The organism is Kitasatospora phosalacinea (genome assembly GCF_030268885.1).
In the GTDB taxonomy this organism is placed as follows: Bacteria; Actinomycetota; Actinomycetes; order Streptomycetales; family Streptomycetaceae; genus Kitasatospora; species Kitasatospora phosalacinea_C.
This window is the reverse complement of sequence record NZ_BSSA01000007.1, coordinates 236,801-257,204: the sequence shown is the minus strand read 5'-3', so window position 1 is coordinate 257,204 and position 20,404 is coordinate 236,801. Positions and strand designations below refer to the sequence as shown.

At 74.0% G+C, this 20,404-nt stretch carries 20 protein-coding genes; 12 read left to right on the top strand and 8 right to left on the bottom strand.

The genetic code is table 11. The annotated features are described in order from the left end of the window. The first annotated feature begins 130 nt into the window (after positions 1–130). Positions 131–2,173: an ATP-dependent zinc metalloprotease FtsH gene (ftsH, locus tag QSK52_RS13590; RefSeq protein ID WP_285736251.1), complete on the top strand. Its 2,043-nt coding sequence runs from the start codon at positions 131–133 to the stop codon at positions 2,171–2,173. A 124-nt stretch (positions 2,174–2,297) separates the two neighbouring features. Further along, a complete protein-coding gene (gene folE, locus QSK52_RS13585) occupies positions 2,298–2,906 on the top strand; it encodes a GTP cyclohydrolase I FolE (protein WP_285736250.1) in 609 nt (202 codons plus the stop codon). A gap of 57 nt (positions 2,907–2,963) precedes the next feature. Here folE and QSK52_RS13580 read toward each other — a convergent pair whose 3' ends face one another. After that, entirely contained in the window at positions 2,964–4,145 is a 1,182-nt protein-coding gene (locus tag QSK52_RS13580) for an alpha/beta hydrolase (protein ID WP_285736249.1), read from the bottom strand. A gap of 391 nt (positions 4,146–4,536) precedes the next feature. Between QSK52_RS13580 and QSK52_RS13575 the strand changes: the two genes are divergently transcribed. The 7 genes from QSK52_RS13575 to QSK52_RS13545 all read left to right on the top strand — a co-directional run bounded on the left by QSK52_RS13575 (position 4,537) and on the right by QSK52_RS13545 (position 10,725). After that, positions 4,537–6,378, top strand: coding sequence for a phosphatidylglycerol lysyltransferase domain-containing protein (locus QSK52_RS13575; protein WP_285736248.1), 1,842 nt, complete (start codon positions 4,537–4,539; stop codon positions 6,376–6,378). 74 nt (positions 6,379–6,452) lie between these two features. Continuing rightward, on the top strand, positions 6,453–7,319 hold the full coding sequence (gene folP / locus QSK52_RS13570) for a dihydropteroate synthase (protein WP_285736247.1): 867 nt from the start codon (positions 6,453–6,455) through the stop codon (positions 7,317–7,319). A gap of 14 nt (positions 7,320–7,333) precedes the next feature. Next, positions 7,334–7,825, top strand: a complete 492-nt coding sequence (locus tag QSK52_RS13565; RefSeq protein WP_285736302.1) for a nuclear transport factor 2 family protein — start codon at positions 7,334–7,336, stop codon at positions 7,823–7,825. Between the two features lie 178 nt (positions 7,826–8,003). Beyond that, entirely contained in the window at positions 8,004–8,363 is a 360-nt protein-coding gene (gene folB, locus QSK52_RS13560) for a dihydroneopterin aldolase (RefSeq protein ID WP_285736301.1), read from the top strand. 35 nt (positions 8,364–8,398) lie between these two features. Continuing rightward, entirely contained in the window at positions 8,399–8,998 is a 600-nt protein-coding gene (gene folK, locus QSK52_RS13555; protein WP_285736246.1) for a 2-amino-4-hydroxy-6-hydroxymethyldihydropteridine diphosphokinase, read from the top strand. 107 nt (positions 8,999–9,105) lie between these two features. Continuing rightward, positions 9,106–9,603: a DUF3180 domain-containing protein gene (locus tag QSK52_RS13550; RefSeq protein ID WP_285736245.1), complete on the top strand. Its 498-nt coding sequence runs from the start codon at positions 9,106–9,108 to the stop codon at positions 9,601–9,603. A 114-nt stretch (positions 9,604–9,717) separates the two neighbouring features. Then, complete coding sequence (locus QSK52_RS13545) at positions 9,718–10,725, top strand: hypothetical protein (protein WP_285736244.1); 1,008 nt, start codon at positions 9,718–9,720, stop codon at positions 10,723–10,725. Positions 10,726–10,792: 67 nt separating this feature from the next. On the opposite strand, the gene QSK52_RS13540 is transcribed toward QSK52_RS13545, so the two are convergent. Together QSK52_RS13540 and QSK52_RS13535 are read right to left on the bottom strand one after the other, a co-directional pair. Further along, a complete protein-coding gene (locus QSK52_RS13540) occupies positions 10,793–11,368 on the bottom strand; it encodes a TerD family protein (RefSeq protein ID WP_176189516.1) in 576 nt (191 codons plus the stop codon). 116 nt (positions 11,369–11,484) lie between these two features. Then, positions 11,485–11,985: a hypothetical protein gene (locus QSK52_RS13535; protein ID WP_388029356.1), complete on the bottom strand. Its 501-nt coding sequence runs from the start codon at positions 11,983–11,985 to the stop codon at positions 11,485–11,487. 59 nt (positions 11,986–12,044) lie between these two features. Between QSK52_RS13535 and arfB the strand changes: the two genes are divergently transcribed. Beyond that, positions 12,045–12,482 carry an alternative ribosome rescue aminoacyl-tRNA hydrolase ArfB gene (arfB, locus tag QSK52_RS13530; protein WP_285736242.1) on the top strand — a complete coding sequence of 146 codons (438 nt, stop codon included), beginning with the start codon at positions 12,045–12,047 and terminating at the stop codon, positions 12,480–12,482. A 7-nt stretch (positions 12,483–12,489) separates the two neighbouring features. Here the strand turns inward: arfB and QSK52_RS13525 are convergent, their stop codons facing one another. Beyond that, positions 12,490–13,044, bottom strand: a complete 555-nt coding sequence (locus tag QSK52_RS13525) for a flavin reductase family protein (RefSeq protein WP_285736241.1) — start codon at positions 13,042–13,044, stop codon at positions 12,490–12,492. Between the two features lie 233 nt (positions 13,045–13,277). Here QSK52_RS13525 and QSK52_RS13520 point away from each other — a divergent pair, with 233 nt between their 5' ends. Beyond that, positions 13,278–15,068 (top strand): GGDEF domain-containing protein, encoded by a 1,791-nt coding sequence (locus QSK52_RS13520; protein WP_285736240.1) that lies wholly within the window; start codon positions 13,278–13,280, stop codon positions 15,066–15,068. Between the two features lie 76 nt (positions 15,069–15,144). Beyond that, entirely contained in the window at positions 15,145–16,116 is a 972-nt protein-coding gene (locus tag QSK52_RS13515; protein WP_285736239.1) for a hypothetical protein, read from the top strand. 37 nt (positions 16,117–16,153) lie between these two features. On the opposite strand, the gene QSK52_RS13510 is transcribed toward QSK52_RS13515, so the two are convergent. From QSK52_RS13510 to QSK52_RS13495, 4 genes are all read right to left on the bottom strand, one after another. Continuing rightward, complete coding sequence (locus tag QSK52_RS13510) at positions 16,154–17,011, bottom strand: class II fructose-bisphosphate aldolase (protein WP_285736238.1); 858 nt, start codon at positions 17,009–17,011, stop codon at positions 16,154–16,156. A gap of 100 nt (positions 17,012–17,111) precedes the next feature. Next, positions 17,112–18,287, bottom strand: coding sequence for an N-acetylglucosamine-6-phosphate deacetylase (gene nagA, locus QSK52_RS13505; protein ID WP_285736237.1), 1,176 nt, complete (start codon positions 18,285–18,287; stop codon positions 17,112–17,114). Continuing rightward, positions 18,284–19,216, bottom strand: a complete 933-nt coding sequence (locus QSK52_RS13500; protein WP_285736236.1) for an ROK family protein — start codon at positions 19,214–19,216, stop codon at positions 18,284–18,286. The genes nagA and QSK52_RS13500 overlap by 4 nt, the downstream gene beginning before the upstream one ends. A 148-nt stretch (positions 19,217–19,364) precedes the next feature. Continuing rightward, positions 19,365–20,285 carry an SIS domain-containing protein gene (locus tag QSK52_RS13495; protein ID WP_285736235.1) on the bottom strand — a complete coding sequence of 307 codons (921 nt, stop codon included), beginning with the start codon at positions 20,283–20,285 and terminating at the stop codon, positions 19,365–19,367. Between the last annotated feature and the right edge of the window lie 119 nt (positions 20,286–20,404).

Below are 20,404 nucleotides of genomic sequence, written 5' to 3'. Positions count from 1 at the left end.
AGCGGGGTCCGCTGCGGTACGGTCCCATCAAACGCTCGTCTTACGAGCACATATCGGATGCGCCGAGGCCCCAAGCCGAGCAGCGCCCGTTGAACTGGCAGGAGGGACGGGGCGGTGACGCCCCGCATGGATGGACGTCAAGCGATACTTCCGTGCGCCGATCATGTGGGTCGTGCTGGCCGCCCTCGCCGTGTTCGCGTTGATGGAGCTCGTCTCGGATTCGAGCGGCTACAAGACTGCGGACACCGGGCAGATCGTCAGCGCCATCGACAACAACCAGGTGAAGTCGGCGCAGCTCACCACCGGTGACTCGAACCTCATCAAGATCCAGCTGCAGGACGGCCAGAAGCTGAAGGCGGGCTCGAACGGCAAGTCGCCGTCCGGCACCCGCTTCCAGGCCTCCTACACCGGCGAGCAGCAGGCCGCCGACCTCGCCAAGAAGCTCCAGGACAAGTACGCGGGCGGCCAGATCGCCGACGGCTACACCGTCAGCCCCGAGAAGCAGTCGACCTTCGTCAGCCTGCTCTTCTCGATGCTGCCGATCGTGATCATCGTCCTGGTCTTCCTGTTCCTGATGAACCAGATGCAGGGCGGCGGCTCCCGGGTCATGCAGTTCGGCAAGTCCAAGGCCAAGCTGCTCACCAAGGACACCCCGAAGACCACCTTCGCGGACGTCGCGGGCGCCGACGAGGCGGTCGAGGAGCTCCACGAGATCAAGGAGTTCCTGCAGGAACCGGCCAAGTTCCAGGCGGTCGGCGCCAAGATCCCCAAGGGCGTGCTGCTGTACGGCCCGCCCGGCACCGGCAAGACCCTGCTGGCCCGCGCCGTCGCGGGCGAGGCGGGCGTGCCGTTCTACTCGATCTCCGGCTCCGACTTCGTCGAGATGTTCGTCGGCGTCGGCGCCAGCCGCGTCCGCGACCTGTTCGAGCAGGCCAAGGCCAACGCCCCGGCGATCATCTTCGTCGACGAGATCGACGCCGTCGGCCGGCACCGCGGTGCGGGCCTCGGCGGCGGCCACGACGAGCGCGAGCAGACCCTCAACCAGCTGCTGGTCGAGATGGACGGCTTCGACGTCAAGGGCGGCGTCATCCTGATCGCCGCCACCAACCGCCCCGACATCCTGGACCCGGCGCTGCTGCGCCCCGGCCGCTTCGACCGGCAGATCGCCGTCGACCGCCCGGACCTCCAGGGCCGACTGGACATCCTCAAGGTGCACCAGAAGGGCAAGCCGATCGCGCCGGACGTCGACCTCTCGGCCGTCGCCAAGCGCACCCCCGGCTTCACCGGCGCCGACCTGTCGAACGTGCTGAACGAGGCGGCGCTGCTCACCGCGCGCTCCGAGAAGAAGCTGATCGACAACCAGGTGCTGGACGAGGCGATCGACCGCGTCGTGGCCGGTCCGCAGAAGCGCTCGCGGATCATGTCCGACAAGGAGAAGAAGATCACCGCGTACCACGAGGGCGGCCACGCCCTGGTCGCGGCGGCCTGCAACTACTCCGACCCGGTGCACAAGATCACCATCCTGTCCCGCGGCCGCGCCCTGGGCTACACGATGGTGCTGCCGGACGAGGACAAGTACTCGACCACCCGCAACGAGATGCTCGACCAGCTCTCGTACATGCTGGGCGGCCGGGCGGCGGAGGAGCTGGTCTTCCACGACCCGACCACCGGCGCCTCGAACGACATCGAGAAGGCCACCGCCACCGCGCGGGCCATGGTCACCCAGTACGGCATGAGCGAGCGCCTCGGCGCGATCAAGTTCGGTTCCTCCGACTCCGAGCCGTTCCTCGGCCGCGAGATGTCCCACCAGCGCGACTACTCGGAAGAGGTCGCCGGGCTGGTGGACGAGGAGGTCAAGAAGCTGATCGAGACGGCGCACAACGACGCCTGGGAGATCCTGGTCGAGAACCGCGACGTGCTCGACAACCTGGTCCTCGAGCTGCTGGAGAAGGAGACGCTGAACAAGGAGCAGATCGCCGAGATCTTCGCTCCGGTGATCAAGCGTCCCCCGCGTCCGGCGTGGACCGGCTCGGCCCACCGCACCCCGTCCACCCGGCCGCCGGTGCAGTCGCCGAAGGAGCTGGCGCTGACCAACGGCGCCGCGACCGCCCCGACCGACCCGGTGGACGTCGTGAAGCTCCCGCCGGTCGACGGCGGCCAGGTCGAGAGCTGAGCGACCGAATATCCGTTCGGAATGGATGCCGCGTTTCCCGGGTTTGTACCCTGGAGGCGCGGCATCCGTGCTGCACCGACCCTCTTGACCGGGATCCTCCCGACTGACGAGCAGCGAGGCACGCATGATCGATCCGGTGACGCTCGACGGTGACCACCCCGTCCGCGAGTTCGACCAGAAGCGGGCCGAGAACGCCGTCCGCGAGCTGCTGTTCGCCGTCGGGGAGGACCCGGACCGCGAGGGCCTGCTGGAGACCCCGGCCCGGGTGGCCCGCGCCTACCGGGAGATATTCGCCGGCCTGTGGCAGCAGCCGGAGGACGTGCTGACCACCACCTTCGACCTGGGCCACGACGAGATGGTGCTGGTCAAGGACATCGAGGTGTACTCCACCTGCGAGCACCACCTCGTCCCGTTCCGCGGCGTCGCGCACGTCGGCTACATCCCGTCCACCAGCGGCAAGATCACCGGCCTGTCCAAGCTGGCCCGGCTGGTCGACGTGTACGCCCGCCGCCCGCAGGTGCAGGAGCGGCTGACCAGCCAGGTCGCGGACGCGCTGATGCGGATCCTGGAGCCGCGCGGCGCCATCGTGGTGATCGAGTGCGAGCACATGTGCATGTCGATGCGCGGCATCCGCAAGCCCGGGGCGAAGACCATCACCTCCGCCGTCCGCGGCCAGCTGCGCGACCCGGCCACCCGCAACGAGGCGATGAGCCTGATCATCGGCGGCCGCTGACGCCGCGTCGGTCCGCCGCTGGGGCGCCGCCCGTCCGGGCGGCGCCCCAGCGCGTCCTCAGCCGCGCGGCTCGCGGTCCGGCGGCGGGTCGAGGTGGTCGCTGAGCCACTCCAGGGTGGCGGGCAGCTCGCGGCGCCAGGTCTCGAAGGAGTGGCCGCCGTCGGGCAGGAAGATCGAGTCGACCTGCAGCTCCGGGTGGGCCGCCGACACCTGCTGGGCGTCGGCCAGGAACCGCTGGGTGGCCGGGAAGTCGTCCTCGGCCCGGGTGGAGACCAGCAGCAGCTCGGCCCGCGGCGCGGGCAGGTTCTTCAGCCGCCAGTCCAGGTCGGACTGCTGGGCGGCCGCCCGGTCGCCCTGGAACAGGTCGCCGTCCGTCCAGCGGTCGTTCGGCACCGTGTAGTCGGCGTGCATCCCGGCCGCGTTCCGGTACGTGTCCGGGTGCCGCATCGCCAGCCGCAGCGCACAGGACCCGCCGGTGGAGTAGCCGAACACCCCCCAGGACCCGGCCGACCGGCTGACCCGGTACGCCGAGCGCAGCGCCGCCGGGACGTCCGCGGCGAACCAGGTCTCCGCCTGCGGCCCGCCCGGGACGTCCACGCACTCGGTGTTGCGCGGCGGGGCGACGGTGGGGCGGGCCATCACGATCACGGTCGGCGCCATCTCCCCGCTGCGCTGCAGCTCCGACGCGGTCTGCGGCAGCCGCAGCCCCTCGACCAGGTGCAGCGACGGGCCCGGGTAGCCGGCCAGGGCCAGCAGCACCGGGAAGCGCTCGCGGGCGTAGCGCGGGTTGAAGTACTCCGGCGGCAGGTAGACGAACACCTGGTCGGACAGGCCGGAGGCGGTGCCGGTGATCCGCACCGAGTCGACCCGGCCGACCTCCTCCGGGGTGCCCGCGGGCAGCACGTCCCTGACCGTCTCCAGCCCGCCCTCGTCGGTCGGCACCACCAGCTTCCCGGTCTCCGGGGCGGCGCCCGGGGACTTCGCCGCGACCAGCGCCAGCGGGGCGCCGCCGGGGCGCAGCAGGTCGTTCCAGGAGCTGTAGAAGCCGTACGCGTTGTTCACCGACAGCAGCAGCACCGCCAGCGCCGCCGCCTGGGTCACCAGCAGCAGCCCGAGTCGCCCCAGCACCGGCAGCGGGCGCTGCCGGGCCAGTCTGGGCCACAGCCAGAGGGTGCCGAGCAGGGCGGCCGCGGCCACCGCGGCCAGCGCGTACACCAGTGTCCGGCTGGTCAGCTCCATGCCTTCCGGTCCTCCTCGACTTCGGCCACGCCATCGTCATCTGACGGCCCGTCGGCGGCGAGCCGGGGTACTCTGACCGGGCGTCGGAAATCCGTGCGAACGAGTGGCTCCCGTGCCGGGGAACCGACGCAGTGGAACGCGGCGTCCACCGGGGGGAGACGCGCCGAACCGCCGGAGAGGCGGCCACGGGTGCGGGTGCGGCAGCGGTGCCGCGTCCCCCGGACCGACGAGCGCAACCGTTCGACCGGGGCTCCGGAAGAGCGGCCCATACCGCTCCGTGGACCGCACTTGACGTGCGGATTGCCAGAAAAAGGAACTGTCATGAAGGTCCGTCACGCACCCGTTCCCGGAGTGCGCGCACAGCGCCCCGGTGCCTCTAGGCTGAGTTCTCATGAGCGCTCCCGTGTCCGCTGAGACCACCACCGACGAACCCCGTCCCCGGGGTCTGCAGGCGCTCCGCGACCAGGCCGCCGCGGTGCCGCGACCCTGGCTGCCGGGAGCGGTCGGCTACGCCTGCCTGGCCATCGGCCTGATCGACATCGCCTGCGCGGTCTTCCCCAAGCTGCGGCTCACCAAGATGCACGTCTGGGCCGGTCAGCTCCCCGGCGGCACCACCTCGCTGGCCGCCGCCGGCACCCTGATGGTCGGCATGCTGCTGGTGCTGCTCGCGCACGCCCTGCGCCGCCGCAAGGCACGCGCCTGGCGGGCCGTGTGCGTGCTGCTGCCGGTCGGCGCGGCGCTGCACCTGCTGCGCTGGCACCAGTTCGGGCAGGCCGCGATCTCGCTCGCGCTGCTCGCCGTGATGCTGGTCCACCGGCGCGAGTTCTACGCCAAGGCCGACCCGCGCACCCGCTGGCGCGCCGTGCTCAACTTCGTGGTGCTCGGCATCGTCTCGGTGCTGCTCGGCCTGGTCATCGTCTCGGTCCGCTGGAAGGCCGAGCTCGGCGACCCCTCGCTGTTCCAGCGGCTGGAGCACGTCGGCTACGGCCTGTTCGGCTTCGAGGGCCCGATCCACTACACCTCCGACCGGATCGGCGACCTGGTCGGCTACTCGCTCGGCGCGCTCGGCCTGGTCACCGCCCTCACCACCGCGTACCTGGCGCTGCGCCCCGAGAAGCCCGAGCCCGAGCTCACCCCCGAGGACGAGCTGCGGGTGCGCGAACTGCTCGCCCGGCACGGCAGGCGCGACTCGCTCGGCTACTTCGCGCTGCGCCGCGACAAGAGCGTGCTGTTCTCGCCCACCGGCAAGGCCGCGATCTCCTACCGGGTGGTCTCCGGCGTGATGCTGGCCTCCGGCGACCCGGTCGGCGACGTCGAGGCCTGGCCCGGCGCGATCAAGGTCTTCATGGCGACCGCCCGCGAGCACGCCTGGGTGCCCGCCGTGATGGGCTGCTCCGAGGTCGGCGGCGAGGTGTGGACCCGGGAGGCCGGGCTGGACGCCCTCGAACTCGGCGACGAGGCCATCGTCGACACCGCCACCTTCTCGCTCTCCGGCCGCGCCATGCGCAACGTCCGCCAGATGGTCAAGCGGATCGAGCGCAACGGCTACTCCTGCCAGGTCCGCCGGGTCGGCGACCTCACCCTCGACGAGAAGCGCCGGATCGGCGACGCGGCCGCCCGCTGGCGCGGCACCGACACCGAGCGCGGCTTCTCCATGGCGCTCGGCCGCTTCGGCGACCCGGGCGACGACGACTGCGTGGTCGTCACCGCGCACAAGGCCCCCGAGGAGGGGGAGGCCGCCGGGCCGGGCGACGACCTGAAGGCGGTGCTGCACTTCGTCCCGTGGGGCGAGGACGGCATCTCGCTGGAGCTCATGCGCCGCGACCGGGAGGCCGACCCGGGCCTCAACGAGCTGCTGATCGTCGCCGCCCTCCAGGAGGTCGGGGCGATGGGCGTGCGCCGGGTCTCGCTGAACTTCGCGATGTTCCGCTCGGCCCTGGCCCGCGGCGAGCGGATCGGTGCCGGGCCGGTGCTGCGGGCCTGGCGCGGACTGCTGGTGTTCCTGTCGCGCTGGTTCCAGATCGAGTCGCTGTACAAGTTCAACGCGAAGTTCCAGCCCAGCTGGGAGCCGCGCTTCCTGGTCTACCAGCACACCCGCGACCTCCCGCGGATCGGCTTCGCCGCGATGCAGGCGGAGGCGTTCATCACGCTGGGCATGCCCCGGTTCGGGCGCAAGCGGCAGCGGCAGGGGCTCATGCAGGAGCCCGCGGCGCAGCTCGACAAGGCGGCGTAGTCCCGGACGGGAGGGTGCGTCCCCGGCGCACCCTCCCGTCCGGCGTTCGGTCCGTTCCCGGCCGTGCGCCGATAATGGGACGCATGAGCGAGAACGTCCCCGGTCTGCCCGTCCTTGAGCGCTGCGCGGTGATGGGGGTGGTCAACGTCACGCCGGACTCGTTCTCGGACGGGGGGATGTGGCTGGACCCGGCGAAGGCGGTCGCGCACGGGCTGGACCTGGTGGCGCGCGGGGCGGACCTGGTGGACGTGGGCGGGGAGTCGACCCGGCCGGGAGCGGTGCGGGTGACCGAGGCGGAGGAGCTGCGCCGGGTCGTGCCGGTGGTCACCGAGCTGGCCCGGGCCGGGGTGGTGGTGTCGGTGGACACCATGCGGGCGAGCGTCGCGGCGGCGGCCGTCGCCGCGGGCGCCCGGGTGGTCAACGACGTGTCCGGCGGACTCGCCGACCCCGCGATGGCCGAGGTGGTCGCCCGGACCGGCGCGCCGTTCGTGGTGATGCACTGGCGCGGCCAGTCGGCGGACATGGACTCCCTGGCGGTGTACGAGGACGTGGTCGCGGACGTGGTGCGGGAGCTGACCGTCCGGGTGGAGGAGCTGCTGGCCGCGGGGGTGAAGGAGGAGCAGCTGATCCTCGACCCCGGCCTGGGCTTCGCCAAGACCGGCGCGCACAACTGGGCGCTGCTGGGCCGGCTGGACGCGCTGACCGCGCTGGGACGGCCGGTGCTGGTGGCGGCTTCGCGCAAGCGCTTCCTGGGTACGCTGCTGGCCAACCCGGAAACCGGGGAGCTGCGCCCGGCGCGGCAGCGGGACGACGCCACGGCGGCGGTCTCGGTGCTGTCGGCGAAGGCGGGTGCCTGGGCGGTTCGGGTGCATGACGTGTCCGGCACGGCTGACGCCGTACGAGTCGTCGCGGCCTGGGAGCAGGCGGCGCAGAGGGGGTAGACGTGGCGGAAGCGATGAGCGGTGGCAACGACCGGGCGGCGGCGCTGGAGCCGGACCAGGAGGCGGTGCTGGCCGTCAACCAGGCGCTGTACGAGGCGCTGGAGAACGGCGACCTGGAGGCCGTCGAGTCGATCTGGCTGGGTGCGGACGAGGCCGACGACAAGAGCGGGGTGTACTGCGTGCACCCGGGCTGGCCGGCGCTGATCGGCCGGGCCCAGGTGACCCGCTCGTACATGCTGATCATGGCGAACACCGAGTACATCCAGTTCTTCCTGACCGACGTCGAGGTGGACGTCCGGGGCGACTCGGCCCTGGTGACCTGCACCGAGAACATCCTGTCCGGCGGCGAGCCGGAGGAGGAGGGCGAGCTGGGGCCGCTGGTGGGCGGCAAGGTGGTCTCGACGAACCTGTTCCGGCGGACGGCGGACGGGTGGAAGCTGTGGTCGCACCACGGGTCGCCGGTGCTCACCAGCGGGGACGACGAGGACGAGGACGAGGACGAGTAGCGCCGCCGGGGCGGTGGCGTCAAGGGCCGCGGTGGCCGGTCCGATCGGGTGGGCGGCCGGGGAGGCGGTCCCTGGCGGTCGGTGCTCGAAGGTAGATTCGAGGGGCGGCGGGCGACGGTGCCCGCCGGTCCCCGCCCGCTCCGGGCGGGGCCGACAGCTGGGAGCAGTGATTCTTTTGCTGGACCGCGTCACCCTGCGCGGGCTCCGTGCCCGCGGCCACCACGGCGTCTTCGAGCGCGAGCGGATCGAGGGGCAGACCTTCGTGGTCGACCTGGTGCTGTTCCTCGACACCCGCCCGGCCGCCACGGGGGACGACCTGACCCGCACCGCGCACTACGGCGTGATCGCGGAGGAGGTCACCGCGGTGATCGCGGGCGACCCGGTCGACCTGATCGAGACGCTGGCCCAGCGGATCGCCGACCAGTGCCTGCGCCACGAGGTGGTCGAGGAGGTCGAGGTCACCGTGCACAAGCCGGACGCCCCGATCACCGTCCCGTTCGACGACGTCACCATCACGATCCGCCGGGGCCGCGCCTGACCGCGCCCGGTGGAGCCCGAGCAGAGGGAACTCCATTGGCCACGACCGACCCGACCGCCACGCCGACCACGTTCGACCTGCAGGGCAGGGTGGACCGCGTGGAGTCCACCCTGCACGACTCCCGGACCGCCGCCGTCGCCCTGGGCAGCAACCTGGGCAACCGCCTGGAGACCCTCCAGGGCGCCGTGGACGCCCTGGAGGACACCCCGGGGGTGCGGGTGACCGCGCTGTCCGGGGTGTACGAGACGGACGCCGTGGGCGGCCCCGAGAACCAGCCGAGCTACTTCAACGCCGTCGCGGTGCTGCGCACCTCGCTGCCCCCGCAGGACCTGCTGGAGCGGGCCAACGCGGTGGAGGACGCGTTCGGCCGGGTCCGCGAGGTGCGCTGGGGGCCGCGCACCCTGGACGTCGACGTGCTCGCCTACGAGGGCGTCACCAGCGACGACCCGCACCTGACGCTGCCCCACCCGCGGGCCCACGAGCGGGCGTTCGTGCTGGCCCCCTGGCAGGACGCCGACCCGGCGGCCGAGGTGCCGGGCCACGGGCCGGTCGCCGAGCTGCTGGCGGGCCTCGGCGGCGCCGCGGCGCAGGGCGTGCGGCTCCGCGCCGACCTGCAGCTGCGGCTGCCGGAGTGAGTCCGGGAACTTCCGGGCGCACGCGGGCGTAGCTCCCTGGGGGCGCGGCCGGGCCGGTACGGTGGCCTAGCGCCCGCCGTCGAACCACTGGAAGGAAGCCCGTCCGCGTGAAGCCGCTCCGTCTCCGCCTGCTGCTCGGCATCACCGCGATCACGGGGCTGCTGTCCTGGGGCGGGGCCCGGCTGTGGGACTCGCTGGGCACGCTGCCCGGGGTGCCCGCCTATGCGCCGTACGTGCTGGCGGCGGTCGCCGTGGTGCTGCTGGCCGCGACGGTCTCGCTGCGCTCCCGGCTGAAGGCGGTGCGGGAGCGGCAGCCGGGCGCCAAGGGGGTGGACCCGCTGCACGCGGCCCGGGCGCTGGTGCTGGGGCAGGCCAGTGCCCTGGTCTCCGCGGTGGTGACCGGGATCTACGCGGGCGTCGGGGTGTTCCTGCTCGGCTCGCTGGACGTCGCGGCCCGCCGGGCGCAGGCGCAGACCGCGCTGTTCGCGGTGCTGGCGGGCGCGGCGGTGATCGCGGTGGCGCTGTGGCTGCAGCACGTCTGCAAGCTCCCGGACGACCACGACGACCCCGAGCACCCGCGCGGGACGGCCGCCACCCCGCGCTGACGGCCGCTGACGGGGCGTCACCGGCCGGTGGCCTTCCGTGGTCCTCACGGACTGTCAAGGCCCGAATGGGGGGCGAGGCTGACAGCGCCGCGATTCGCACGCTAGTTTCTAGCCATGTCTCGCGGACGCCACCGTCATTCCTCCGTCCTCGGCCGGCTGCTGCCCCCGGTCGCCTCCGGCGTGCTCGTGGTCGCGGCGGTGGCCGCGCTGGTGGCCAGTCCGGACCAGGTCGTGGCCCGCTCGGTCGGGGTCGCCGCCGTGGTCGCCGTGGTCGGCCTGGCCCTGGTGCTGCGCCAGCGCGACCGGGCCGCCCGGACCGCCGCCGAGCTCGCGGTGGTGCGCCGGCTGCGCGCCGAGGAGCGCTACGAGGAGCAGATCGCCGAGGCCGAGTACGCGGCCGAGGTCGCCGAGGAGCGGGCCACCCGGTTCGGGCGTCGGCTGACCGCGGAGAAGTCCCGGCTGGCCAAGGCCGAGACTGAGATCGCCCGGCTGCTGCGCGAGCGCGCCGTGATGGTCGCCGAGCAGGCCCTGAAGGAGGCCGAGGCGGCCCGCAGGGCGGTGGAGGCCGCCCGCCCCAAGCACCCCGTCACCCCCGCCTCGTTCGTCCGGGCCCAGGCCGCGATGCGGCACCTGGAGCGGCAGGCGGCGGTCGCCGAGGCGCGCCGCGCGGTGGACGAGCGGGCCCAGGTCGAGCTGCGCCCGAAGATGCCGGAGCCGGTGCCGGCCACCGGTTCGGCCGCGCTGCGCCCGGTCGGTCCGGCGCTGCCCGCGCAGGAGGCCGCCCGGCCGGTCGTGCCCGCGCCGCAGCGGCCGCGGGCCACCGCGTTCAGCTTCTTCGGCCGTCCCGGCACCGCCCGGACCGCGCTGCGGTCCGGTGCCCCGGCGCCCGCGGTCGGCGACCTGGCGGACGTGGTGGGCGACGAGGCGCTGGCCGACAGCGAGCGCTACGCGGTGCTGGACGCGGCCCCGGTGGACGCCGCGCCGCCCGCGCACCGGGCGGTGGAGCAGTCGCCGAGCCACCAGCACGCCGAGTCGGACACCGAGCCCGAGGTGGTCGACCTGACCGCGCACGACGAGACCGAGCTGCTGGAGCTGCCCGAGCTGCGGGCCGGTCGTTCCTGACCCGGCAGCACGCGCAACGGCCCCCCGGAGCCTTCCGGGGGGCCGTTGCGCGTGCTGCCGCGGGTCGTCAGACGTTGACGCCGAAGTCCTGGGCGATGCCGACCAGGCCGGAGGCGTAGCCCTGGCCGATGGCGCGGAACTTCCACTCGGCGCCGTTGCGGTAGAGCTCGCCGAAGACCATCGCGGTCTCGGTGGCGGCGTCCTCGGAGAGGTCGTAGCGGGCGATCTCGGCGCCGCCGGCCTGGTTCAGCACCCGGATGTAGGCGTTGCGGACCTGGCCGAAGCTCTGGCCGCGGTTGTTGCCGTCGTAGATCGACACCGGGAAGGTGATCCGCTGCACGTCGGCGGGCAGCGCGGCCAGGTTGACGTTGATCTGCTCGTCGTCGCCCGCGCCCTCGCCGGTGCGGTTGTCGCCGGTGTGCACGACGGTGCTGTCCGGGGTGCTGGTGTTGTTGAAGAAGACGAAGTGCCGGTCCGAGTAGACCTTGCCCTCGCCGTTCAGGACGATCGCGCTGGCGTCGAGGTCGAACTCGGCACCGGTGGTGGTGCGCACGTCCCAGCCGAGGCCGACGGTGACCGCGGTCAGGCCGGGGGCTTCCTTGGTCAGCGAGACGTTGCCACCCTTGGAGAGGCTCACGGGCATGGTCTGTGGTGTCCCTTCGGTCGGTTTTGCCCAGAGAACGCCGGACGGGCGGTCGTTGGTTCCACCGATTCGCGGACGGACGGATTCCTCCGCCCGGGCGGTGCCCGGCGCAGGACTCAGATTCTCGGGTAGCGGCCCTGCAGGGTCCAGACGTTGGGGTTGTCGGCGAGTCCCTCGTGCAGCTCGGTCAGGTCGGCCAGCAGGTCCTGCAGGAAGTCCCGGGCCTCGCGGCGCAGTTCGGCGTGCCGGACGACCAGCGGCTCCTCGTCGGGCAGCCAGGTCGCGGTGATCTCGACCCAGCCGAACCGGCGGGCGAAGCGCAGCAGCTCGGTGTTCTGGGTGAAGTCGAGGTCCTCGGTGCGGACCCGGGCCTCCCGGCTGCCCCGCGGGCCCTCGTCGAGCCGTTCGGCGATGTCGCACACCGCCCAGGCGAAGTCCAGCACCGGGACCCAGTGCCAGCGGGTCTCCAGGCCCGCGCCCTCGTCCGTCTCCAGGTACACGTCGCCCGCGAACAGGTCGTGCCGCAGCGAACGGACCGACGCGGTGCGGTAGTCGGTCTGCGGGGGGTCGGGGAAGCGGGTGGAGAGGGAGTAGCCGAGCTCGATCACGCCCGCCATTGTGCCGCTTCGGCCGGAGCGGGCTTAACCAGGTGACGGGGCCGGGGGCGGGCGGGATGATGGGCGGCATGACTGAGCCCGTGCGCGTACGGGGTTCGGTGGTCGTGCCCGACGCCGAGCTCGTCTGGCGCTTCTCCCGTTCCTCCGGCCCCGGCGGGCAGCACGTGAACACCTCCGACTCGCGGGTCGAGCTCCGGTGGGACCTGGCGGCCTCCGAGGCGCTGCCCGCGGTGTGGAAGGAGCGCGCCCTGGAGCGGCTGGCCTCCCGGCTGGTGGACGGGGTGCTGGTGGTCCGGGCCTCCGAGCACCGCTCGCAGTGGCGCAACCGGGAGGTGGCCGCGGCCCGGCTGGCCGCGCTGCTGGGGGAGGCCACCGCGCCGCCGCCGAAGGCCCGGCGGGCCACCAAGCCGAGCCGCGGCACGGTCGAGCGGCGGCTGGAGAACAAGCGGCACCGCTCGGGGCTGAAGCAGGGCCGGGGCCGGATCCGTCCGGAGTGACGGGTCGTCAGCCGAGCTGCCGGTAGCCGCCGCGCAGGTACAGCAGCGGCCGCCCGGCGGGGGAGGGCACCCGGGCGGACAGGACGCGGCCGAGCACCAGGGTGTGGTCCCCGGCCGGGACGCGCTGCTCGGTGCGGCACTCCACGGTGGCCAGTGCGCCGTCGACCAGCGGGGCGCCGCTGCGCGGGCCGCGGTGCCAGGCGGCGTCGGCGAACAGCAGCCGGTCGCTGAGCCGGCCCTTCATCGCGAACCGGGAGGCCAGGGTGCGGTGCTCCTCGCCCAGCAGCGACACCGCCCAGGTCTCGGCCCGGGCCAGCAGCTCGTCCATCCGCGAGTCCTCGCGGACCGAGACCAGCACCAGCGGCGGCTCCAGCGACACCGACAGGAACGAGGTGGCGGTCATGCCCGCGTCCTCGCCGTCCTCGGGGTCGTGCACGGTCAGCAGCGAGACGCCCGCGGCGAGCTGCCCGAGGGCGGCCCGGAACTCCTCGGGGGTGGCGTCGGCCGCCGCCGCGGGGGCGGGGGCCGCGGGGGCGGCGGGGGACTGCTGGGAGCTGTACACGTACCGCACGCTAGTCGCCGGTCGGGGGCGCCGGTATCGGGCCCTGGTCGTAGTCCGGTCGTAGGTCCGCCCGGTCCGGAGGCGCACCCGCCCTATCATTATGTGATTTGAGTCACAGTCACCGGCTATTGCTGACCGAGCGTGCCTATCGCAGTGCTCCCTGTGATTCAGTTCTTCTGGCAATCGGACGACAACCTTTCAAGAACCATCCGAAGCAGCCGGGGAGCCCCCGCATGGAAGCCGAGTCGGAGCCCTACGTCCGCCTCGCGACCCTCCGCACCTTGCACCGGGTCGTGGCGGACCTCAACGCTGCCCGGAGCCTGGCGGGGACCCTGCAGGCGGTCGTCGAGGGCGCGGTCCACGGGCTCGGGTTCGACGCCGCCGCGGTCAGCCTGGTCCGCCCCGACGGCGACCTGGTGGTCGCCGCCGTCTGGGAGATCGAGGAGAGCACCTTCGGCGGCCCCGCCGTCCTGCTCGGCCAGGTCGGCTCCCGGGAGTCCTGGGAGCGGATGCTCCAGGTCGCCGACCACTGGGGCACCCTGCGCTTCCTGCCGCACGACCGCGGCTGGGCCATCGCCACCGACGTCCCCACCTGGACCGGCGACGGCCCGATGCCCGTCTACGGCAACGACTGGCACCCCTCCGACGTCCTGCTCGCCCCGATGTACAGCGCCGGGGGCGACCTGCTCGGCATCCTCTCGGTCGACCGCCCGCGCAGCGGCAAGCGGCCCGGCGCCTGGACCCGCGAAGCCCTGGAGATGTTCTCCCTGCAGGCCTCCATAGCCATCGGCAACGCCCGGCTGCGGGCCGAGATGCAGCGCGCCCTGGCCCGGCTGGAGAAGGAGCAGCAGGCCCTGCGGGCCAGCGAGGAGTCCTTCCGGCAGGCCTTCGAGTACGCCCCCAGCGGGATGGCCATCACCGAACTGCACGGCGAGGCCACCGGCCAGCTCAGCCGCGTCAACGACGCCCTGTGCCGACTGCTGGGCCGCCCCCGGGCCGCCCTGCGCCAGCAGCGCTTCGTCGACCTGGTCCACCCGGACGACCTGGACCTGCTGCTGCGCACCAGCGCCGAGGGCGGCCGGGCCGAGCTGCGGCTGTCCCGGCGCGACGGCGGCTACCAGTGGGTCTGCCTGCGCAACTCGGTGGTCGCCGACGCCGCCGAGGGCCCCAGCTTCCTGCTCACCCACGTCGAGGACATCGAGGACCGCAAGCGGCACGAGCTGCAGCTCGCCCACCGGGCCAGCCACGACGCGCTCACCGGACTGCCCAACGGCGCCGAACTGCGGGCCCGGCTCGCCCGCCGGCTCTGTCCGGTCGCACCGCCCCCCGCCCACGTCCCCGGCCAGGCGCTCCCCGGGGAGCCCCACCAGGCCGCCCACGCCGCCCTGGACGGCCGGGCGGCCGCCGAGGCGCCCGTACCCCCCGCGCACGGCTACGCGCCCCCCGACGGGGCCCTGGAGCGCGACCGGGCCGCCTTCGCCGCCGGGGAGGTGCTGCAGCACACCGGCGTCCCCGCCCACCACGTGCACGCCGTCGTCCCCGCCGAGCACCCGCCCGGCGACCTCTGGCACGGCCACCGCCGCGGCGCCCACGCCGGGGAGCGCGGCCTCGCCGTCCTCTACTGCGACCTCGACGGCTTCAAGCTGGTCAACGACCGGCACGGCCACAACACCGGCGACGCCGTGCTGATCGAGATCGCCCGCCGCCTCCAGCAGGTCGTACGGGAGGGCGACACGGTCGCCCGGATGAGCGGCGACGAGTTCGTCGTCCTCGCCGACAACATCGGCCGCGAGGAGGCCAAGGAGCTGGCCGGGCGGCTGCGCAGCGCGATCCTGCCGCCGATGCGGATCGACAACCGGGCGGTGCGGGTCGGCGTCAGCCTCGGCATCGGCTGGGCCGGCTGCGGCATGAGCATCGACGAGGTGCTGCACTCCGCGGACGAGCGGATGTACGACGAGAAGCGCACCCGCGGCGGCGCCGCCCGGGGCTCGCGCGGCGAGCGCTCGCACCGCCGGGCGGGCTGAGACCGTTTGCCCCCCGCTCACCGGGGCCAGGTAGGGTGCCCTGGGTACGAGAGCAACCAGTCCAGGGGAGTCGAACGTGACCACGCCCGGCAACAGCGGCGCAGCGCCCGAGGGCGCGGGCGAGGAAGACCCCTTCGCGTACCTGTACCGCCCGGCCGAGGGCGAGCAGCCCGCCGCCGCCGACCGCCCCCGCGGCGGCTACCAGCGCCCGATGGAGGTCGGCCGCGCCACCTACGGCGAGCGGCCCGCCTACCCGCAGGCCCCGCAGCCCGGGTACGGCCCGGGCCCCGGCGGCGCGCCCGGCCCCGGCGGCCCCGGCGGCCCCGGCCAGGAGGTCACCACGGCGCTGCCCCAGCAGCCCCGGTACGCCGAGCGCTCGCGCCCGAGGCCCGGCGAGGAGCGGCCCGCGGGCCGCGGCAAGGCCGCGGTCATCGGCGCCGTCGCCGTGGTCGCCGCGATCGCGATCGGCGCGGGCGTCGCCCTCTCCACCGGCGACCCGGACGGCAAGCCCGCGGCCGACCCGACCGGCAAGGCCGCGCCGACCGCGGCCGCGAACGCGAACGCCGCGAACAGCCCCAGCGCGCCCGCGAGCAGCACCGCGCCCAGCCCGAGCGCCGCGACCGAGCCGATCAGCGACGCGTCCAAGCTGCAGGCGACGGGCGCCGCGACCGACCGCACGGTCAAGGGCGCGATCTCCGCCGACGGCAGCTACCTCGTCCTGCAGGCCGGGTCGTCCTTCACCTGGACGGTCAACTCGGACGCCGGCGGGCAGACCAAGTTCTGGCTGCACTTCAACAACACCGGCACCGACCAGCCCGCGCAGGTCACCGTCAACGGCAAGGAGCACGCGGGCGGGGTGACCTTCAAGAACTACTCGAAGAACCCGGCCGCCGACCCGGCCCAGTCCTGGTTCAGCACCAACATATGGCCGGTGCTGCAGGCCGGGCCGAACACCATCACGCTGACCGTCCCGGCGGGGGCGGGCAACCCGGTGCTGCTGGACCAGGTCGCGCTGACGCCGATGAGCGTCAACGACTACCCGAAGTAGCGGCCGCGGCGCGGGGGAGGGCTCCCGCGCCCCCGGCTCAGGCCCGGGCGGAGACCACCCGGGCCAGGTGCTCGACGGTGGCCGCCATCGCCCCGCGGGCCGCGGACAGGTAGGGGCGCGGGTCGGTGGCGGTGGGGTGGGCGGTCAGGTGGGCGCGGATCGCCGGGGTGCAGGCGAGGTTGAGCGCGGTGCCGATGTTGACCTTCACCATGCCCGCGGCGACCGCCTCGGCGAGCGCGGCGTCCGGGACGCCGGAGCTGCCGTGCAGGACCAGCGGGACGGGGACGGCGGCGGCCAGGGCGCGGATCAGGGCGTGGTCCAGGGCGGCGGTGCGGGTGGTCATCGCGTGCGCGGAGCCGACCGCGACGGCCAGTGCGTCCACGCCGGTGTCGGCGACGTAGCGGGCGGCCTCGGCCGGGTCGGTGCGGGCGCCGGGGGCGTGCGCGTCGAGCGGCGGCTCGCCGTCCTTGCCGCCGACCCGGCCGAGTTCGGCCTCCAGGTGCAGGCCGTGGCGGTGGGCCCAGGCGGTGGCCTCCGCGGTGGCCTTGACGTTCTCGTCGTGCGGGAGCGCGGAGGCGTCGAACATCGCGGAGGAGAACCCGGCGGCGGGGGCGGCGCGCAGCAGGTCCGGGTCCTCGACGTGGTCGAGGTGCAGCGAGACCGGGACGCGGGCGGCGGCGGCGACCTCGGCGCAGGCGCGGGCGATCGGCAGCAGCCGTCCGCCGCGGTAGGCGATCGCGTTCTGGCTGAGCTGCAGCACGACGGGCGTCCCGGCGGCCTCGGCGCCGGCGGCGACGGCCTCGGCGTGCTCCAGGGTGATGACGTTGAAGGCGGGCAGGCCGCGCCGGTCGTGGACGGCGGCGGCGAGCAGCTCGGAGGTGCGGGCGAGCGGCAAGGGGAACTCCCGGTGGGTGAGTAACGAGGCGCAGGTTCCGCTACTCACCCGACCGTGACGCGTGCCGGGAGCCGGGCCGCCCTCGGCGGGCGGCGGCCGGTCAGGCCGGGTTGCCGGCCCGGGCGAAGCGGTCCGCGCCGACGATCCACTCGCCGCGGCGCATCACCGCGACGAGTTCGTGGCTGTCGGAGTCGAGGACGACCAGGTCGGCGTTCTTTCCGGCCTCCAGGGTGCCGATGGTGTCGTCCAGGCCCAGCAGGCGGGCGGGGACGGTGGACAGCGAGGTGACGGCCTGGTTCAGGGACAGGCCGAGGACGGTGACGGCGCGGCGGAAGGCGACGTCCAGGGTGAGGGTGGAGCCCGCGATGGAGCCGCCCTCGACCAGGCGGGCCACGCCGTCCTCGACCCGGACCTGCAGCGGGCCGAGCGGGTACAGGCCGTCGCCCATGCCGGCCGCGCCCATCGCGTCGGTGATCAGCGCGACCCGTTCGGCGCCGGCCGTGCCGTAGGCCAGCTCGACCACCGAGGGGTGCAGGTGGACGCCGTCGTTGACCAGCTCGACGGTGACCCGCTCGTCCTCCAGCAGGGCGACGATCGGGCCGGGGGCGCGGTGCTGGATGCCCGGCATCGCGTTGAACAGGTGGGTGGCCACGGTGGCGCCGGCGTCGATCGCCCGCAGGGTGACCTCGTAGTCGGAGTCGGTGTGGCCGACGGCGGCGATGATGCCGAGCTCGGACAGCATCCGCACCGACTCCAGGCCGCCGGGCAGCTCCGGGGCCAGGGTGAACATCTTCGTGTGGCCGCGGCCCGCGTCGGCGAGCTTGCGCACCAGCGCCGGGTCCGGGTCGCGCAGCAGGTCGGGGCGGTGGGCGCCGCACCGGTTGTGCGAGATGAACGGGCCCTCGAAGTGGATGCCGGCCAGGACGCCGTCCTCGACGAGTTCGGAGAGCACCGCCGCCTGGCGGCAGACCTCGTCGATCTCGCCGGTGACGGTGGAGGCCATCGTCGTGGTGGTGCCGTGCTCCAGGTGCGTGCGAGCGGCGGTGAGCGCCTCCTCGGCGACGCCGGAGGCGTACGAGGCGCCGCCGCCGCCGTGCACGTGCAGGTCGACGAAGCCGGGGACGACGGTGTACCCGGTCAGGTCGAGGTCGCTCGGCTCCGCCTCGCCGCCGAGGCCCGCGATGCGGGTGCCCTCGACGGAGATCCGGCCCGCGTCGATCACCCCGCCGGGCAGGACCAGTCGGGCTCCGGCCAGTGCAGTACGGTCCGCGGTCACGCGGTCACCTCCATGGAGAGCAGGTCCCAGGCGAGCAAGCCGGCGCCCAGGGACGCGGCGGTGTCTTTGAGCATGGCCGGAACGACCTTCGGGGGCATCTGGAAGGTCAGGCGCTCGGTCACCGCGGCGCGCAGCGGCGTGAAGAGCGTGTCACCGGCCTCGGCCAGCCCGCCGCCGACGATCACCGTCGACGGGTCGAGCAGGCTCTGCGCCAGCACGATGCCGTCGGCGAGCGCGTCCACCGCGTTCTGCCAGACCGCGCGGGCCGCCGGGTCGCCGGCGTCGACGGCGTTCGCGCAGGCGGCGGCGTCGGCCTCCGGGTCACCGCTGGCCTCGGCCCAGGCCCGGGAGACCGCGGAGGCCGAGGCCAGGGTCTCCAGGCAGCCGCGGGCCCCGCAGCCGCACTGCGGGCCGCCGGGGCGGACCACCACGTGGCCGATCTCGCCGCCGTAGCCGTGGGCGCCCGCCTCGATGGAGCCGTTGATGCCGATGGCGCCCGCGATGCCGGTGCCCAGCGCGACGAACAGGAAGCGTCCGACCCCCTGTCCGGCGCCGATCCGGCCCTCGGCGAGGCCGCCGGAGCGGACGTCGTGGCCGAGGGCGACCGGGATGCCGCCGAGGCGCTCGCCGAGCAGCTTGCGCATGGGCAGGTCCCGCCAGCCGAGGTTGGCGGAGAAGACCGCGATCCCGTTCTTCTCGTCGATCGTCCCCGGCACGGCGACGCCCGCCGCGAGGGGGGCGGCACCGAACCGGGTGCGGCCCTCCTGCGCCAGGTCGGCGGCGAAGTCGAGGATGGTGGCGACGACGGCGTCGGGGCCGTGCTCCCGCCCGGTCGGTCGGCGTGCTTCGAACAGCACGGAGCCGTCCTGGGCGACCAGCGCGGCCTTCATGCCGGTGCCGCCTACATCGAGTGCGATGACGTGCTTCACGGGGGACAGTTTCCCTTGGCCGGGTCTAAGAGGTCTAGTCCAGTTGCTCGATTGGTCTGGTCCTGAGAGGTGAGGTTTATCGCTCTTTGCCGTCTCCTGGGCGGTTTGGGTGGCGAAGCCGTTACCGGCGGTGCGAGGTGGCGGAGGGTCAGCCGAGGACGATCGACCGGGTCAGGTTGCGCGGCTCGTCCGGGTCCAGGCCGCGGTGCGCGGCCAGCGCGACGGCCAGCCTGTGCACCCGCACCAGGTCGGCCAGCGGGTCCAGGCCGCCCGGGCCGGAGTCGGCCACCAGCCGGCCGCCGACCGCGGCGACCTCGTCGGCCAGGCCCGCGGGCAGCTCGCCGAGCATCCAGGCGGCCCGGCCCGGGGCGGTGATCGAGACCGGACCGTGCCGGTACTCCATCGCCGGGTAGGCCTCCGTCCAGGCGAGCGCCGCCTCGCGCATCTTCAGACCGGCCTCCTGGGCCAGGCCGTTGGTCCAGCCCGCGCCCAGGAAGGAGATCTGCTCCAGCGCCACCAGCTCGTCCGGCACCTGCCAGGCCACCGCCCGCTCGGCGTCCGCGGCCGCCTCGGCGACGGTGCGCACCCCGGCGGGGCGGGCCCCCTCCTGTTCCAGGTGGGCGCGGAGCAGGGCGAGCACGGTGGTGGCGAAGCGGGTCTGCACCACCGAGCGCTCGTCGGCGAAGCCCAGGTCGACCAGGTGGTCCGCGGACGCGGCCACCGGCTGGTCGGTGCAGGCGGTGACCGCGGTGGTCGGCAGGTCGGTGCCGTCCAGCAGTCGCAGCACCTCGGTGGTGGTGCCGGAGCGGGTGATCGCCAGCACCCGGTCGTAGCGGCGGCCGAACGGGAACTCGGAGGCGGCGAAGGCGTCGGTCTCGCCGTGGCCGCCCGCCTCGCGCAGCGCGGCGTACGCCTGGGCCACGAACCAGGAGGTGCCGCAGCCGACCACGGCGACCCGCTCGCCGCGCCGCGGCAGGCCCGCCGGGCCGGTGGCGGCCAGGGCGGCGGCGGTGCGCCAGTTCTCGGGCTGGGTGGCGATCTCCTGGGCGGTCAGGGAGGGGTGCGGCATGGGTGAGGGCTCCTTCGGCTTCCCTGGGGACGGCGCGCGGGCGAGGGCGGCCTGCTGCGCAAAGCTGATTGTTTTATAGCTCTTTCGAGCAGGATTGCGCAATGAGAGGGGTGGCGGCC

What these genes read in the sequence shown, in the direction of transcription:
- folE (WP_285736250.1), top strand. Translation starts at nt 2,298, where the DNA reads ATGATCGATCCGGTGACGCTCGACGGTGACCACCCCGTCCGCGAGTTC.
- ftsH (WP_285736251.1), top strand. Translation starts at nt 131, where the DNA reads ATGGACGTCAAGCGATACTTCCGTGCGCCGATCATGTGGGTCGTGCTG.
- QSK52_RS13575 (WP_285736248.1), top strand. Translation starts at nt 4,537, where the DNA reads ATGAGCGCTCCCGTGTCCGCTGAGACCACCACCGACGAACCCCGTCCC.
- QSK52_RS13545 (WP_285736244.1), top strand. Translation starts at nt 9,718, where the DNA reads ATGTCTCGCGGACGCCACCGTCATTCCTCCGTCCTCGGCCGGCTGCTG.
- QSK52_RS13580 (WP_285736249.1), bottom strand. Translation starts at nt 4,145, where the DNA reads ATGGAGCTGACCAGCCGGACACTGGTGTACGCGCTGGCCGCGGTGGCC.
- folP (WP_285736247.1), top strand. Translation starts at nt 6,453, where the DNA reads ATGGGACGCATGAGCGAGAACGTCCCCGGTCTGCCCGTCCTTGAGCGC.
- QSK52_RS13565 (WP_285736302.1), top strand. Translation starts at nt 7,334, where the DNA reads ATGAGCGGTGGCAACGACCGGGCGGCGGCGCTGGAGCCGGACCAGGAG.
- QSK52_RS13495 (WP_285736235.1), bottom strand. Translation starts at nt 20,285, where the DNA reads ATGCCGCACCCCTCCCTGACCGCCCAGGAGATCGCCACCCAGCCCGAG.
- arfB (WP_285736242.1), top strand. Translation starts at nt 12,045, where the DNA reads ATGGGCGGCATGACTGAGCCCGTGCGCGTACGGGGTTCGGTGGTCGTG.
- QSK52_RS13520 (WP_285736240.1), top strand. Translation starts at nt 13,278, where the DNA reads ATGGAAGCCGAGTCGGAGCCCTACGTCCGCCTCGCGACCCTCCGCACC.
- QSK52_RS13540 (WP_176189516.1), bottom strand. Translation starts at nt 11,368, where the DNA reads ATGCCCGTGAGCCTCTCCAAGGGTGGCAACGTCTCGCTGACCAAGGAA.
- QSK52_RS13535 (WP_388029356.1), bottom strand. Translation starts at nt 11,985, where the DNA reads ATGGCGGGCGTGATCGAGCTCGGCTACTCCCTCTCCACCCGCTTCCCC.